This window comes from Amycolatopsis sp. cg5, from assembly GCF_041346955.1.
In the GTDB taxonomy this organism is placed as follows: Bacteria; Actinomycetota; Actinomycetes; order Mycobacteriales; family Pseudonocardiaceae; genus Amycolatopsis.
Genome location: NZ_CP166849.1, coordinates 5,092,080 through 5,106,283, shown reverse-complemented (window position 1 = coordinate 5,106,283; position 14,204 = coordinate 5,092,080). Strand labels below are relative to the sequence as shown.

Sequence of the window (14,204 nt, the reverse complement as noted above, 5' to 3'; positions counted from 1 at the left end):
CCTTATTCGGCAGGGCTGATCACGGCGCCCAGGGCGGCGCGATCGTCCAGCTGCTGTCGGCGCTGAGCGTCTGCGGGCGGTCGAACCCGGTGCCGCCGCCGGAGGCCAGGTAGACCTGGGCTTCGGAGTGGCGCAGGAAGGAACCGGGGAAGTTGATCGCCTCCAGCGTCACGCCGGTGCCGCCGACGCCGGGACGGGCGCAGAACGTCGCGTCCGCGCGCATCAGCGCGGAGCCGTCGTCCGGTGAGTTGCGGACCCGGCTGTTGCTGTGCCGCAGGAACTGGCCAGGGAAGTTCACCGACTCGAACGAGTAGCACGACGAATCGGCGAGACCGCGGCGCACCGTGTACGTCGAGTCCTGCTTGAGCAGATCACTGCTGCCGCCGTTGACGACTTCGGTGTACGCGAGGCTGTTCTGATGCCGCAGGTAGCGGTCCGTGAAGCCCCACGTCGTCACCCGCAGCGACTGGCGCGCGTTGACGTTCAGCGGCACGGAACTGCGCCACAACGCCGGCGCGGAAACGTCCCAAGTGGAGTCCGCGGCGAAGCTCGTCGTGGTGTCCCAAGGGTTCGGGCCGCCGTTGGCCGCAAGGTACACGTTCTCCGAGTAGTGCCGCAGGAACCTGCCGGGGAAGTTGTACGACTCGAACGACGTGCCACCCGCGGCGAGCCCGGTGCGGGCGCACCAGGTCGCGTCGGCCGCGAACGAGCCGCCGGTGTCGCTGTCGATGCGGACCCTGCTGTTGCTGTGCCGCAAGAACTTCCCGGGGAAGCCGACCGACTCGAAGGAGAAGCACCGCGCGTCAGCCAGGCCCGCGACCGTGCGGAACGAGGCGTCCTGGCGCCCGCCGTCGGGGCTGCTCTGGGTCAGCACGTCCGTGCGGGCCACCGAATCCGAGTGCCGCAGGTACCGGTCGGTGTACCCGGGCGTGGTCACCCGGAACGACCGTGCGTGCCCCAGCGTCAGCGGCACCGGCGAGTTCAACGCCTTCGACGCGGCGATCAGGTCGGTGTGCGCGGCGCGGACCTGGGCCGTGTCCACCTTCTGCACACGCCGGTCGTAGGTGAGCAGGCCGTTGTACTCGCCTTCGACGTCGCTGATCTCGGTGTAGACCGAAGCCGACACGCCCTTGGTGGTCATCAGCTGCTTGAGGTCGCGCACCATGCCGGTGAAGCGGTCGTTGAGCTGCGCCGCGCTCGACATCTGCTCGTAGGCGAAGAACTTGCCGTCCGGGCTGTACTCGTGGCCGGGGTTGTGCAGCCCGAGGCCGCCGAACTCGCCCAGCACCGCCACGCGCGTCGACGACGGCCGCGGCCCGTCCGGCCCGGTGTACATGTGCCAGTCGATGATGTCGCCGGTGCCGGGGTCGCCTTTGGACGCGCAGCAGTTGAAACCGCTGTGCGGGTTGACCAGCCGCGTCGGATCGTAGTTCTTGAGGCTGGTGGTGACGCGCCTGGTCTCGCCGAGGTTCCACTCACCCCAGCCCTCGTTGAACGGCACATAAGTAATGACGGCGGGGGAGAAGCGGTGCTCGTCGATGATCTCGCGCGCCTCGGTCTCGAACTCGGCGATCTGCGCGGGCGTGCGGATGTCGTCGGCGGGCGGGGTCGACGGGATGTCCTGCCAGACCAGCAGCCCGAGGCGGTCGGCCCAGTAGTACCAGCGTGCCGGTTCGACCTTGATGTGCTTGCGGACCATGTTGAAGCCGAGGTCCTTGTGCTTCTGGATGTCCGACGCCAGCGCCGCGTCGGTCGGCGCGGTGTAGAGCCCGTCCGGCCAGAAGCCCTGGTCGAGCGTGCCTGCTTGGAACACGAATTCGCCGTTGAGCGTCGGCCGCAGCGTCCCGTTGACGTTCTTGGTGCCCACCTCGCGCATGCCGAAGTAGCTGACCACCTGGTCGACGGTCGCGCCCGCGGAATTCCGCAGCGAGACGCGCAGGTTGTAGAGGAACGGGTCGTCCGGCGACCAGCGTCTGGCGGCAGGCACCGGCACCGAGAACTCCGCGAACGCGCCGGTCGCGGTGCCGACGACGGTGGCGCCGGTCATCGCCTCGGCGAGCACGGTGTGCCCGCTGACGTCGCCGCGCCCGAACACCCGCACGCGCGCGGTGTTGGTGGCCAGGTTCGGGTAGATGTCGACGGAATAGATCGACGAGGTCGCCGTCGGTTCGAGCCAGACCGTCTGCCAGATGCCCGAAGTCGGGGTGTAGAAGATGCCGGACGGGTTGTTGGTCTGCTTGCCGGTCGGCTGTTTCTCGCCGCGGCCGTCGGTCGGGTCGTACACGCGCACGACGATCTCGTTCGCGCCCCCGTTGAGTTGCGCGGTGACATCGGTTTCGAAGCGGTCGTAACCGCCCCGGTGCGTGGCGACCTGGGTGCCGTTGACCCAGACCGTGGCTTCGTAGTCGACCGCGCCGAAGTGCAGCTGCACGCGCCTGCCGGTCCACGCCTGCGGGACGGTGAAGGTGCGGCGGTAGAACATGAGGTCGCGGTTGTCGTTGCGCATGATGCCCGACAGCGCAGACTCGACCGGGTAAGGCACGAGGATGCGCTCGGGCAGCGTCTGCCCGAGCGGCGGCGCGGCATTGCGGTCGACGCTGCCGCCCGGACCGGTGGCCGGGTTCAGGAATTCCCATTCCCCGTTCAGCGATTGCCAGTCGGGGCGGGTCATCTGCGGGCGCGGGTAGTCCGGCAGCGGATTGGTGGTCGACACCTGATCCGTCCATGGCGTCGACAGTGGTGGGGGTTTCGGGACCACGGCCGCGCTCGCGACGGGCGGGACCACGGTGAACGTCGTGAGCAGCGCGAACAGTGCGGGGAGTAGGCGGCGCATCGGACTCCTCTGGGCGAAACGCACGGAAAAATCGAACGTAACACGACACCAGAAGCACCGGAATGAGACGAAACCGAACATGCCCGAACAGTCAAGGAGACCGGTCTTCCGGCCGCGTGCTGCTCAGCAGTCGTGGTATCGCACGAAGGTGGCTTTGCGGACGGCGCCCGTCGGCCCGATGAAGGTGTCGGTTTTCGGGTGCGTGCAGACGTAGAAGTCCCGTGACTGCTTGGTGTCGGCCTTCACGAGGATCTTGTAGATGGAGCAGTTGCCGTAGTAGACGGTCGCGTGCCCGTTGGGGTAGTCCACGTGGTTGCCGCAGATGTGGGAACCCTGGTCCGCCATGGACTGGGGGGCGGTGACGACGGTGGCGGTGAGTGCCAGCAGCACGCCGGCGGCGAGTTGTCCTGGTTTGCTCGTCATTGCCCCTCCAGCGGCAGATCGGCGCTCCGGCAGGTTCCGGCCACGACAGTCGTCATCGAATCACGGGTCGCCCACCTCGCACTATTGGCGGAAAAGCCGTCAGGATATCCGCCTTGACTTATATAAGTGAGGACTGGCATGCTCCTGGCTTGTGCACGCGTTCGACATCCTCGGCGACCCGGTGCGCCGGCGCATTCTCGAGCTGCTCGCCGACGGCGAGCAGACCTCCGGCGCGATCACGGACGTGATCCGGGCCGAATTCGGCCTTTCCCAGCCAGGTGTCTCACAGCATCTGCGCGTGCTGCGTGACAGTGGGTTCGCGTCGGTACGGGCGGAAGGCGCGCGCCGGTTCTACGCCGTCGAGCCCGAGCCGCTGAGCGAGGTCGACGTGTGGCTGGGCCGCTTCCGCCGGTTGTGGGAACAACGCCTCGACGCGCTGGGAACCGAGCTGGCCCGCGGCAAGCGCGCGGCCCGGCTGACCCGATCCGACGATGAGGGGAACCTGAAGTGAAAGACATCTTGGACGAACTGGCCGCGGCGCGGCGGACGATGGGCAAGGGCAGCTTGCCCGCGGGTGACGCGTACACCGTCGAGCTGCGCCGCCGCTACGACGCGCCGATCGACGACGTCTGGGACGCGATCACCAGTCCCGAGCGGCTGCGCCGCTGGCTGAAACCGGTCACCGGTGATCTGCGGCCCGGCGGGAAGTTCGAGCTGGACGGCGGCGAGCACGGCGAGATCCTCCACTGTGAGCCGCCGCGCCTGCTCAAGATGACCTGGCTCTACGGACCGGACGCCGACGATTGGCCCGGCACGAGCGAGGTGGAAGTGCGTCTGGCGCCAGGCCCGGCGGACGACACCGAATTCGAGCTGATCCACGCGGCGGTCCTCGCGGAGCCGCTCTTCCCGACCTACGGTCCGGGTGCCGGGGGAGTCGGCTGGGACCTGCATCTCCTCGCGCTGACCAGGTTGTTGGCCGACGGCGTGACCCTCGACCACGAGGCGGTCCAGAAGTCGCCCGAAGGCCGCGAGTTCATCCGGCGCAGCGCCGCGGCCTGGGGCGAGGCCCACCTGGCCGGCGGTGGCGAACCGGACCAGGTCGCGGCCGCGGTCAAGGCCACCACCACGTTCTACGCGCCCGAGCCGACCTGACGTTCGAAGGGGTCGTGAGCGTTGCGGGCGGTTAGAACCGCCCGCAACGCTCACGACCCCTTCACCTGCAAGCCGACCTCGACGAGTGGAGGAGTCTGCCCTTTTGTTCGCTTCTTAGGCGCTTGGCCGTCGGATCCGGCCCTGTGAGCATCCACAGGTTCGGGTCACTTCCCAAGGAGCGATGGTGTTCAAGAGATGCGTGGCGCTGGTCGCCGCACTGGCGACGGCGGCCATCCTCACACCGGCGGCGGTTGCCGCAGAGGGGGACATCGCCGAGGCGCTCAAGCGTATTCCCGGTCTGACCGTCGTCGCGGAGAAACCCGCGCCCGAGGGCTACCGCTTCTTCCATCTGACGTTCACTCAGCCCGCCGACCACCACGATCCGCGCGCGGGCACCTTCGAGCAGCGGTACACGTTGCTGCACAAGGACTTCAGCGCGCCGACGGTGGCGTTCAGCTCGGGCTACAACGTCAACGAGAAGCCGGTCCTTTCGGAGCCGGCGCAGCTCGTCGGTGGCAATCAGCTCTCGATGGAGTACCGGTACTTCAAGCCTTCGCGGCCGGCGAAGGAGGATTTCGCCAAGCAGCTGACGATCTGGCAGGCCGCGGTGGACGAACACCGCGCGGTGCAGGCGTTCAAGGAGATCTACCAGGGGAAGTGGCTGGCGACCGGTGCGAGCAAGGGCGGCATGACCGCGACCTACTATCGCCGCTTCTTCCCGGACGACGTCGACGGCACGATCCCTTACGTGGCACCGAACGACGTGGTCGACAGCCGGGATTCCTACAACCGGTTCCTGGACCGGGTCGGCGATGATCCGCGATGCCGTGCGGCGTTGAAGGCCGTGCAGCGAGCTGTGCTCGAGCGCCGTGACGAGTTCCTGGCGCTCGCGGCGAAGGAGGTCGCGGAAAAGAACCTGACTTTCACCACGGTCGGCACGATCGACATCTCGCTGGAGCTTGTGGTCATCGAATCGTATTGGACCTTTTGGCAGTACGAGAAACAGGCCGACTGCGCGACGGTCCCGGCGGCCGGTTCGCCTGCCGAGGTGATCTACCAGTGGTTCGACAAGGTGGAGAGCCTTGTCATCTACGCCGACCAGGTGCACGAGCCGTTCGTGCCCTACTACTACCAGTCGGCGGCGCAGCTCGGCGGGCCCGAGGCGTACGACGGTCACCTGCGGGACCTGCTCCGCTACCCGGGTAAGTACGTCCCGTCGACGTTCGTGCCGAAGTCGATCGAGATCCCGCCGTTCGACCACTTCGCTATGGCGGACATCGACTTCTGGGTTCGGACGCGGGGGAGCAGGCTGCTGTTCATTTACGGTGCCAACGATCCTTGGGGCGCGGAACGCTTCGAACCGGCACGGCGTCGTGACACGGCGACGTTCACCGTGCCGGGTGGGAACCACACTTCCCGGATCGCGCAGCTTCCGCCCGCCGAGGCGGCCGCGGCCACCGCGATGGTGCGTCGCTGGGCAGGTCTTCCGCCGGTCGCCGGAACCCGGTCGAGCGCACCCGCCGATTTCGGCGCGGAGCGCCCCCGGCTCTGACCGGGTCGGCCTCGGCCGACCCGGTCAGTCACGAGCGGATCACTTGCAGCGGGAGCCGCCGTCGATGGACGGGTACCAGGTCCAGGCGGGTGGCCCGGTCTTGGTCCAGGTGATCTTGGTGCACTTGTTGTCGCTCTTGGCCTTCTTCGACGTCAGCACCAGGCTGCCCCACGCGATCCCGCAGGCGATGTTGCCGGGCGCCGGGATCTGCTTGCAGAGCTTGCCAGCGGACCCGCCGTCCGCGATGAGCTTGGTGGTGGACCTGGTGAACACGTAGCTGCACATGAGCCAGCCGCAGTCGAACTGGCTCGCGGCGATGGCCGCCGTCGCCTCTGTCGCCTGAGTGCCGGCCGACGCCGTCGCGGGCGCGCTGACGGCGGCGGCCGCGACGGTGCCCGCGATGGCCACGCCGGTCAAGAAACGTTTCATGGTTCCCTCCTGTTCGGCTTCGTTGCCATCGTCAGGCTGGCCGAGCGAGCGCCCAGATCCCGCCCAGGCCATGCCCAGCCGTATTAGCGGGCAAGGGAAATGGCGAACGGCTTGAACCCGTGCCGACGCAGGATGTGAGGCACCAGCAGGATCATGGCCTCGGTGGCGCGGGCCGTGCCGATGCCGCCGAGGTCCTCGATCCAGGCGGGCTGCCAGCCCAGGTCACCGAGCAGGCCGGTGACGGCCTTCTTCGCGCCCTCGTCGTCGCCTGAGAGGTAGGCGGTCGGCGGGGAGGACAGGATTTCGGGTGCCGTCATGACGGTGAAGACCATGGTGTTGAGGGTCTTGACCACCTGCGTGTCGGGGAGCTCCGATTGGAGCTTCTCGGCGAGGCTGCTGCTCGGGTAACACAGGTCGCCGGGCAGGCCGTCATCGTCGTCACGGGTCGCGTTGGAGACGTCGACGAGGATCTTCCCGGCCAGCTCCGCGCGCAGGCCGGTGAGCCGGGCCAGTGAGCTGTCGCCGGGGGTCGCGTTGATGACGATGTCCGCTGTGCGCGCCGCGGTGCGCTGGTCGGCGATGGCGATCCGCGGGTCTGTGGCAGGCGACGGGCGCCGGGTGCCGAGGGTGACGTGATGTCCGGCCGCGGCGAGCTTGGCGGCCAGGTTGGTTCCGACGCGGCCCGCGCCCAGGATGCCGATGGTGCTCATTAGGCCACCATCCCTGTTGCAGCCTGAACAGATAGGGTTGTGACCACTCGGTCCCGGTGGGTGCATGGCCTTTGGTGCGTGCCGTTTGACGGCCAGCATGAGTACTGCCAGCCCCGCCGGGCCGAGGCCGCTTTACCGGCCTTAGGAACATGCCCCGACCCGGTCGAGGGCCGATTAATGAGCTTCCGGCGAGCGTCCTCACTACCGAGCGGGTCCTTCATCATCGTCAGAGAAGGAGCACCGCACGCGTGTTCGCGGGATGGGACTGGGCCACCGGGTCGCACGATGTGACCGTGATCGACCAGGCCGGAGCGAAGACCGACCGATGGGCGCTGGCCCACGCCGAACCCGGGATCGTCAACGCCCTGGCCCGGCTGCGCCGTCACGGCGATCCGGCCGGGCTGCCGGTGGCTATCGAGACCACCCGGGGACTGGTCGTGGACCGGCTGCTGGCTGCCGGGCACCCCGTGATTCCCATACATCCCAACGCTTTCAACGCCGTCCGTCCCCGCTGGGGCGCGGCCCGGGCCAAGAACGACCCCGGCGACTCCTTCAAGCTGGCCGACTACCTGCGCACCGACGGCCACCAGCTGCGGACGTTGACACCCACGCTGCCCGAAACGCTGGAGCTGCAAGCGCTGACCCGGCAACGCTCCGACCACGTCGAAGCTCGCGTCGCGGCGGTCAACCAGCTTACCGCGCTGCTGGATGAGCACTGGCCCGGCGGGAAAGCCGTGTTCGCCAGCCTGGACAGCGACATCGCCCTGGCCTTCCTGGACCGCTACTCCACGCCCGCGGACGCGGCCCGCTTGACCGCCGGTCGGCTGGAAGCGTTCTGCAAACGCCACGGCTACTCCGGCAAACGACCCGGCAGCGTGCTGATCGAGCGGCTGCGTGCCGCCCCTACGGCGGCTTCCCGGCTGGGCCCGCAAGTCATCACGCGGCTGATCGGTGTCCAAGTGCGGCTGGTGCGGTCCCTGCGCGTCACCATCCGCGAACTGGACGCCGCCATCGCTGAGGCGGCCAAGACCCATCCCTGGGCCGAACTGATCGCCGGACTGCCCCGGATCGGCACCGTCAACCTCGGTCAGGTCGTGGGCGAGATCGGCCCGATGCTCGAACGCGCCACCGGGTGCGCGCAACTGGCCGCCGAGACCGGCGCCGCACCGGTCACCAAGGAATCCGGCAAGCACCGCCAGGTCAACTTCCGGCACGCGGTCAACCGCCGAGCCCGGCAAGCCCTGATGACCTTCGCCGACAACAGCCGGCACGACAACGACTGGGCCGCGACGATCTACAACAACGCGCGTTCCCGAGGCAAACGCCATCCCCACGCAGTGCGCATCCTCGCCCGAGCCTGGCTGCGCGTGATCTGGGCCTGCTGGCGCGACAAAGCCTGTTACGACCCCACCATCCACCACACCACAAACAAGATCAACAAAGCCGAAGGGTTGACTTAGGAAACTCATGCGGTGACGCTCCTTGCGATGGGTGAGAGGACCGTGAGTGCGGCGGCGTGGACGCCGGGTGCGGAGGCGAGGAAGTCGCGGCTGCCCGTGTGCCAGGGTTCGCCCGCCAGATCGGTGACGGTGCCGCCGGCTTCGGAGACCAGCAGCGCACCGGCGACCAGTCCCGAGCGGACGTCGGAGAACTGCCAGAACGTGTCCATGCGGCCGGCCGCGACGTGGATGAGCTGCAGGGTCGCCGGCACGGAAACGCGGACCACCAGTCCGTTGACGAGCATGGCGGTGACGGAGTCGCCGATCCGGCGGAAGGTGCGCTCGTCCTCGCCCGGCTTGGCCTGGCCGGTGCCGACGAGCGCGGCCCCGAGGTCGGTCTTCGCCGACACTTTCAGCGGCCGGTCGTTGAGGTGGGCGCCGCCGCCGGCGACCGCGGTGTAGGTGTCGCCGGTCAAGGGCAGGTGGACGACGGTGAGCACGGGCTGGTTGTCGCGCACCAGGGTGGCGGTGACCGCCCAGTCGTCCATGCCGTGGACGTGGTTGATGTTGCCCTCGGCGGGGTCGACCACCCACCATTCGCCTGGCGGAAGGGCACCGCCTGCCAGTTCGTCGTCGGCCCACCGCGAGCCGACCCGTGCCCGCAGCAAGGGTTCTCGCAGTACGTCCAGCACGGCGTCGTCGTTGGCATGGATCTCGCCGACGACCTCGGTCAGGCTGACCCCGCGAGCGTGCGAGGTGAAACGGTCGCGCAGCGTGCGGCCGGAGGTCTTCACCGCGGCCGTCACCTCGGACAACAACGAAGGCATTTTTTGCTCCTTGGGAAGAGTGAAGCGGGAACCCGCACTTCGAAAATATGACGGCGCACGATTAACAGCAAGTGCATGTTAAACACTTGTAGAGTTACTCTCATGCAACTGGATTTGAACCTGCTCACGGCGCTGGACGCGCTTCTGGAGGAGGGCAGCGTCGCCGGTGCCGCGGCGCGCCTGCACGTCACCGCGCCGGCGATGAGCCGCTCGCTGGGCCGCATCCGCAAGGCGACCGGCGACCAGATCCTGGTGCGTACCGGCCGCAGCATGGTTCCCACCAGCCGTGCGCTGGCGATGCGGGCCGACGTCCACGCGCTCGTGCAGCAGGCCCAGCATTTGCTGTCCGCGCAGCACGAACTCGACCTGAACGCGCTGGACCGGGTGTTCACCGTGCGCTGGCACGACGCGCTGACCGCGGCCTGCGGCTCCGCCTTCACCGCGGCCGTCCGCGACCAAGCGCCCGGCGTCCGGCTGCGGCTGTCCGCCGAACCCGGCGCCGATGACGCCGAGTTGCGCCGGGGGCAGGTCGACCTGGAATCAAGCTCCAGCAGGCCGGCGCTGCCGGACATCCGCTGCCGCCACGTCGGCACGGACCGGCTGGTGGTCGCCGTCCGGCCGGGCCACCCGCTCGCCGAGGGGCCACTAAGCCCCGGGCGTTACGCGGCCGCCGAGCACCTCACCATCTCGCGTCGCGGAAACCTGCGCGATCCGATCGACGACGCGCTGGCCACGTTCGGCCTGGAACGACGTGTCGCCGCCGCCGGGCCCACCGCCGCGTTCGCGCTGGGGCTCGTACTCGACACGGACCTGGTGGTCACCGTCCCGGAAGCGGTCACGCGCGCCGCGCGCGACCAGCTCGGCGTGCTCACGCTTCCGCTGCCGTTCCCGATGCCCGAGGTTTCGCTGTACCTGCTGTGGCACCAACGTTATGACGACGACCGCGCGCACCGCTGGCTGCGCGAACTGGCCGTCGACAGCATCACGGCGCTGTTCACCCCGCGATGATCACCGCGGCTTGTCAGGACGCTGCTTTCTCGATGAGCGCGCGAATCCTGGCCTCGGTCGTCTCGTCCAGTGAGGTGATGGTCCACGCGACCGGGTGCATGCCGGCGCCTTCTTCGAAAGCGGGATTCACGACTTCGCCGAACCCGAACGCGACGAACTCCTTGTCCGGCTTGATGTAGCAGACGTCTTTGCCGTCCTTCACGTAGAAGGGGAGTCCCCAGCGAAGGATCGGTTCGAGCGACGGCGCGCTTTCCCGGATGATGGCGTGCAGCCGCTCCGCTGTTTCGCGGTACTGCGCCGGGGCGTCTCCGAGCTTGGCGAGTACCGCCGCATCGCCCTTTTTCGTGAACATTTCCCGGGCCTCCTTCGCGTCGCCTTCAAGGTACGCGCTCGGCCGGGTGACCAGTACATCTCGATCGAGTGGGAGTGCCCAGGACCGTCGGGCGACGGTCCTGGGCTTCGTGTCAGGGCTTCTCGAAGTGCTGGTAGTCGATCGGGGTGTCCCAGAAGCCTCCCCAGGTCCAGCCACGGGAGGTGAAGGCCCGCTCGCTCACGTCACCCGCGTGGATCATGCCGGGCGCGCGGAGCGTGCGGTCGGCGTACGGCGCGCCGTTGGGCGGGTAGATCGCGCCGCTGCCGGAGATGTACGGGTTCTGCACGGTGTTGATGTCGATGGCGCGCCCGTAGGAGTGATTGGACCACGCGGTGCCGCCGGTGATGGCCCGGCAGTTGAAGGCGGAGGTGTTGTTCGCGGCCATCGACGCGTCGTCGTCGGAGTCGTACTTCTCCACCGTCTCCATCCGCTCGATGGGGAAGCGGCCGAAGTACAGGTCGGCGAAGGTGTAGGCGACCTCGACGGCGCGATCGGCGTTGACGACCAGTTCGCCCCGGTGCGGCGCGCCGTCGAAGCCGAGAAAGGTCAGGCTCAGCAGCCGCAGCTGGTCGGGACCGACCGGGCAGCCCGCCCGCCAGCTGGATCCGAGCCGTTCCGCGGTGACCGGCTTGATGACGGCGACGTAGGGCGCGAGCCCGCTACCCGGGGGCGCGGCGAGCTGGACGGTCTGGGGCGGGGTGGCCTGCGCCGACGCGGCGCCGGCGAAGACCGCGGACAGCATGAACGTGACCACGGCGAAAACTCGGGTTCTCAGTTTCATGACCGCTCTACGCGCTTGCGCGCACGATCCGTTGCCACGAGTCGGATTCCCCACAGCGAGGCAACCAAAAGCGCGAGTGACCGGTCGGTCGGCCGTCCACAGTGGATCCAGTGTGGACGGTCCGGTTGTCAAGATGGCGGATCCGCCACTGGAGTGGCCGCAACTCGGCCGCGAACTTCGCACCAGATCGGGGTCACCGGCGCCTTGTGAACGCGCGTGTGTTCACGGGCAGGCTTGGGGGTCGTGAGTGGTATGACCGGTTAGAACCGGCCGGAACACTCACGACCCCCGTTGGGCAATACGACCTCTGTGCTCGAGCCGGGCTCACCTGCCTGGGCACACCCTGGGCGCGATCTGGGCAGGCGATGCCGGACAGTGGGGTGAACGCCACGTATCCGGGGGACAAAGCGTTGACCGAAGAATTCAAGCTGAGGGCTCGCGCCGGCCGCCGGTTCGAGGACGAGTACTACGTCGAGCCGCTGGACGACGAACACCGCAGCCAGGTCGCCGGGCGGGACCTGGCTGCGGTCTTCGCCTACATCTACCGCCACAATGCCTGGGAAGGCGGCGAATCGGCGGCGGGGGAGGGATCCGACCTCGCGGCCACGCTCGCCGTGCGCTCCGCACTGCCCGGATTGCTCCGGAAGTGGCGGATACGGAGCATTCTCGACCTGCCGTGTGGTGACGCCGGGTGGCTGCGTTCGTTGCCGCTGGGCGAGATCGGCTACCTGGGCGGCGACATCGTCGAGGAGATCGTCGCCCGCAATCGGGCCGCCTGCCCGCCGGGGCAGGGGCCGCGGTTCGAAGTGCTCGACCTCGTCAAGGACGAGTTGCCTGCCGCGGATTTGCTGGTGTGCCGGGACTGCCTCGTGCATTTGCCGCTCAGCCAAGCGTCTGAAGCACTGCGGAACATCGCCAGGAGCGGCTGCAAGTACCTGCTGGCCACCACCTTTCTCGGGCTGGGCCGCAACGTGGACATCGAGCCGGGTGACTGGCGGCCGCTGAACCTCCGGCTGCCCCCGTTCGGCCTGCCCGAACCGCTCGACGTCATCGTCGAGGTGGACGTCGCCGCCATCGGCGGGCTGCCCGCGAAGGCGCTCGGGTTGTGGGACATCGACAGCTTCCGGGAGCGGTGAGGTGGCGGGATCCGCGATCGCCGGGCTCGGGGTCACCGACGTGGGCAAGGTCTACGGCCGCACGGCGCGCGACTTCGCCGCCGACGCCGTGCGCCGGGCGTGCGCCGATGCCGGGCTGCGGACCTCCGAGCTGGACGGCTTGCTGGTCACCCCCGGCCTGAGCCCTGGGCTGGACGTGTCGCTGATCGTCGATCTCGGCGTACGGGAACTCAAGCTTCTCACCGAAATCGGCGGTGACGGCACCTCGGTCTGCGCCGCGGTCTCCTCTGCCGCGATGGCGATTGACGCGGGGCTGGCGACCACGGTCGCCTGCGTGTTCGCCGACGCGCCGCTGCGGCGCGGAACCAGCGCCGGAGCGGCGTTCGAACCAGGCGAACCACCGGCCGGGTTCGAAGGACTGCTCGGCGACGCCGGGCTCGCCTCGGTGCACAGCCGGTTCGCGCTCGCGGCGCACCGGCACATGGAGACCTTCGGCACCACCTCCGAACAGCTCGGCGCGATAGCGGTGGCGCAGCGGCAGTGGGCGGCGGGAAACCCGCTCGCCCAGCAGCGCGAGCCGATCACGCTGGCCGACCACCAGAACTCACGGCTGATCGCCGATCCGCTGCGCTTGCTCGATTGCTGCCTGGTCAGCAACGGTGGTGCGGCGGTGATCGTGACGTCGGCCGCGCGCGCCGCGTCGCTGGCTCAGCCGCCGGTGCACGTGCTCGGGTTCGCGCAGTCGCACCCCGTCCATCGCGAGCACCGGGGCAGCGGGTTCGGGCTCGTCAGCGGAGCCGCCGAAGCGGGGCGTTTGGCGATGCGCATGGCGGGAACCGGGATCGGCGACGTCGACATCGCCGAACTCTACGACTGCTTCACGATCGCGGTGCTGCTCACGCTGGAGGACTACGGGTTCTGCGGAAAAGGGGAGGGCGGGCCGTTCGCGGAAGAGGGGAACCTGATGCCGGGACGGGGGCGGGTGGCGGTGAACACCGGTGGCGGGCAGCTGTCCGGGTGCTACCTGTGGGGGATGACCCCGCTGGTCGAGGCGGTCATCCAGGCACGCGGCACCGGCGGGGACCGCCAGGCCGCGCGCAACGAGGTGATCGTGGTGAGCGGCAACGGCGGCGCGTTCGACCACCACAGCACGCTGGTGCTGGGCCCTGACCGCCGCGGAGGTCCCTGATGGTGCGGCGAGACGAGGCTTCCGCGCCGTTCTTCGACGCGCTGGCGCGCGGCGAACTGACCGTACGGCGGTGCTCGGACTGCGCGGAGCTGGCCGCGCCGCAGTCGCGAGCGTGCCCGGTGTGCTCGGCGACCGCGCACGAATGGACGGTGGTCGAGGGCTCGGGCGTCCTCGTCAGCTGGACGGTGCGACGCGACCGTGGCGGCGAGATCCTCGCGGTGGGCGGAATCGTGGAACTCACCGAAGGGCCCTGGCTCCGTGCCCGGCTGGCCATCGAGCCATGCCGGTTGTCCGCCGGGCTGCCGGTGACGGTCCTGATCGAACGCCGGGACGGCGAAGAACCCGTTCCGGTCTTCACACTCTGAAGGGGAAG

General features: G+C 68.8%; 15 protein-coding genes. 8 read left to right on the top strand and 7 right to left on the bottom strand.

Going from position 1 to position 14,204, the window contains the following annotated elements:
* Nucleotides 1–19: 19 nt before the first annotated feature.
* Nucleotides 20–2,833: an AbfB domain-containing protein gene (locus AB5J62_RS22935; RefSeq protein WP_370941969.1), complete on the bottom strand. Its 2,814-nt coding sequence runs from the start codon at nucleotides 2,831–2,833 to the stop codon at nucleotides 20–22.
* A gap of 123 nt (nucleotides 2,834–2,956) precedes the next feature.
* Nucleotides 2,957–3,256 carry a hypothetical protein gene (locus AB5J62_RS22930; protein WP_370941968.1) on the bottom strand — a complete coding sequence of 100 codons (300 nt, stop codon included), beginning with the start codon at nucleotides 3,254–3,256 and terminating at the stop codon, nucleotides 2,957–2,959.
* 151 nt (nucleotides 3,257–3,407) lie between these two features.
* Between AB5J62_RS22930 and AB5J62_RS22925 the strand changes: the two genes are divergently transcribed.
* From AB5J62_RS22925 to AB5J62_RS22915, 3 genes are all read left to right on the top strand, one after another.
* Complete coding sequence (locus AB5J62_RS22925; protein ID WP_370941967.1) at nucleotides 3,408–3,767, top strand: ArsR/SmtB family transcription factor; 360 nt, start codon at nucleotides 3,408–3,410, stop codon at nucleotides 3,765–3,767.
* A complete protein-coding gene (locus AB5J62_RS22920; RefSeq protein WP_370941966.1) occupies nucleotides 3,764–4,408 on the top strand; it encodes an SRPBCC domain-containing protein in 645 nt (214 codons plus the stop codon). The genes AB5J62_RS22925 and AB5J62_RS22920 overlap by 4 nt, the downstream gene beginning before the upstream one ends.
* A 181-nt stretch (nucleotides 4,409–4,589) precedes the next feature.
* Entirely contained in the window at nucleotides 4,590–5,960 is a 1,371-nt protein-coding gene (locus AB5J62_RS22915) for a S28 family serine protease (RefSeq protein WP_370941965.1), read from the top strand.
* A 39-nt stretch (nucleotides 5,961–5,999) separates the two neighbouring features.
* On the opposite strand, the gene AB5J62_RS22910 is transcribed toward AB5J62_RS22915, so the two are convergent.
* Both AB5J62_RS22910 and AB5J62_RS22905 read right to left on the bottom strand, forming a co-directional pair.
* On the bottom strand, nucleotides 6,000–6,389 hold the full coding sequence (locus AB5J62_RS22910) for a hypothetical protein (protein ID WP_370941964.1): 390 nt from the start codon (nucleotides 6,387–6,389) through the stop codon (nucleotides 6,000–6,002).
* 83 nt (nucleotides 6,390–6,472) lie between these two features.
* Nucleotides 6,473–7,099, bottom strand: a complete 627-nt coding sequence (locus AB5J62_RS22905; RefSeq protein ID WP_370941963.1) for an NADPH-dependent F420 reductase — start codon at nucleotides 7,097–7,099, stop codon at nucleotides 6,473–6,475.
* A gap of 248 nt (nucleotides 7,100–7,347) precedes the next feature.
* Between AB5J62_RS22905 and AB5J62_RS22900 the strand changes: the two genes are divergently transcribed.
* The gene (locus AB5J62_RS22900) at nucleotides 7,348–8,559 is read left to right on the top strand and encodes an IS110 family transposase (protein WP_370941962.1); all 1,212 of its coding nucleotides are present in this window, start codon (nucleotides 7,348–7,350) and stop codon (nucleotides 8,557–8,559) included.
* A 5-nt stretch (nucleotides 8,560–8,564) separates the two neighbouring features.
* Here the strand turns inward: AB5J62_RS22900 and AB5J62_RS22895 are convergent, their stop codons facing one another.
* On the bottom strand, nucleotides 8,565–9,365 hold the full coding sequence (locus AB5J62_RS22895; RefSeq protein WP_370941961.1) for an inositol monophosphatase: 801 nt from the start codon (nucleotides 9,363–9,365) through the stop codon (nucleotides 8,565–8,567).
* Nucleotides 9,366–9,467: 102 nt separating this feature from the next.
* Here AB5J62_RS22895 and AB5J62_RS22890 point away from each other — a divergent pair, with 102 nt between their 5' ends.
* A complete protein-coding gene (locus tag AB5J62_RS22890) occupies nucleotides 9,468–10,373 on the top strand; it encodes a LysR family transcriptional regulator (RefSeq protein ID WP_370941960.1) in 906 nt (301 codons plus the stop codon).
* Between the two features lie 13 nt (nucleotides 10,374–10,386).
* Here AB5J62_RS22890 and AB5J62_RS22885 read toward each other — a convergent pair whose 3' ends face one another.
* Entirely contained in the window at nucleotides 10,387–10,725 is a 339-nt protein-coding gene (locus tag AB5J62_RS22885; protein WP_370941959.1) for a DUF1801 domain-containing protein, read from the bottom strand.
* Nucleotides 10,726–10,837: 112 nt separating this feature from the next.
* Nucleotides 10,838–11,527 carry a M15 family metallopeptidase gene (locus tag AB5J62_RS22880; protein ID WP_370941958.1) on the bottom strand — a complete coding sequence of 230 codons (690 nt, stop codon included), beginning with the start codon at nucleotides 11,525–11,527 and terminating at the stop codon, nucleotides 10,838–10,840.
* A gap of 410 nt (nucleotides 11,528–11,937) precedes the next feature.
* Here AB5J62_RS22880 and AB5J62_RS22875 point away from each other — a divergent pair, with 410 nt between their 5' ends.
* The 3 genes from AB5J62_RS22875 to AB5J62_RS22865 are packed head-to-tail and all read left to right on the top strand — an operon-like array spanning nucleotide 11,938 to nucleotide 14,196.
* Nucleotides 11,938–12,663, top strand: a complete 726-nt coding sequence (locus AB5J62_RS22875; protein ID WP_370941957.1) for a class I SAM-dependent methyltransferase — start codon at nucleotides 11,938–11,940, stop codon at nucleotides 12,661–12,663.
* 1 nt (nucleotide 12,664) lies between these two features.
* Nucleotides 12,665–13,831: a thiolase family protein gene (locus AB5J62_RS22870; RefSeq protein ID WP_370941956.1), complete on the top strand. Its 1,167-nt coding sequence runs from the start codon at nucleotides 12,665–12,667 to the stop codon at nucleotides 13,829–13,831.
* Nucleotides 13,831–14,196 carry a Zn-ribbon domain-containing OB-fold protein gene (locus tag AB5J62_RS22865; protein ID WP_370941955.1) on the top strand — a complete coding sequence of 122 codons (366 nt, stop codon included), beginning with the start codon at nucleotides 13,831–13,833 and terminating at the stop codon, nucleotides 14,194–14,196. Before AB5J62_RS22870 ends, AB5J62_RS22865 begins: the two co-directional genes overlap by 1 nt.
* Nucleotides 14,197–14,204: the final 8 nt, after the last annotated feature.